General features: G+C 66.3%; 1 protein-coding gene. It reads right to left on the minus strand.

Annotation, left to right across the window (positions count from 1 at the left end; genetic code table 11):
- A partial coding sequence (locus FRW57_RS22340) for a cytochrome b N-terminal domain-containing protein (RefSeq protein WP_203230508.1) occupies positions 1 to 775 on the minus strand: 775 nt, incomplete at both ends.

Consider the following 775-nt stretch of genomic DNA (forward strand, 5'->3'; position numbering starts at 1 on the left):
TCGAGGGCGAGCGGGTGGTGCACCTCCTGCTGCACCAGTGGCCAGCGGGTGTACTCGTCCAGCGGCTCGTGCGCCTCGAAGAACTTCCCGTCGGCGGTGCGCACGATCCGACCGGTTTCGCGCCCGTGCAGCACCAGCTCGCGGTCGCGCCGCTGCAGGCTCAGGCAGACGCGTTTGGTCACCCAGAACGCGATCGGCGGGCCGACGATCACCAGCACGCGGATGATGTTGGTGATGTCGTTGATCGACAGTTGGAGCTTGTCGGCGAGGATGTCGTTGCTCCCGCCGAGGACCAGGAGCACGTAGAACGTGATGGCCATGACGCCGAGACCGGTCCGGGTGGGGGCGTTGCGCGGGCGGTCCAGGACGTGGTGCTCCCGCTCGTCGCCGGTCACGTGCTTCTCGATGAAGGGATAGATGCCGGCGATGGTGAAGAGCGCACCCAGCAGCGCGACTCCCGGGATGAACACGTTGAGGGACAGGGTGATGCCCCAGAAGGCGAACTCGATAGGTGGCATCAGGCGCAGCGCGCCCTCGGCGAACAGCATGTACCAGTCGGGTTGTGAGCCGGCGCTGATCTGGGTGGGGGAGTAGGGCCCGTAGGACCAGATCGGGTTGATCGTCACCAGCGCCGCGAGCAGGGCCGTCACCCCGAAGACGATGAAGAAGAAGCCGCCCGCCTTGGCGGTGTAGACCGGCATCAACGGGTAGCCCACCACGTTCCTGTTGGTGCGGCCCGGTCCGGGGTACTGGGTGTGCTTTTGCACCATGACCA

The sequence above is a fragment of the Segeticoccus rhizosphaerae genome, assembly GCF_009192725.1.
In the GTDB taxonomy this organism is placed as follows: domain Bacteria; phylum Actinomycetota; class Actinomycetes; order Actinomycetales; family Dermatophilaceae; genus Segeticoccus; species Segeticoccus rhizosphaerae.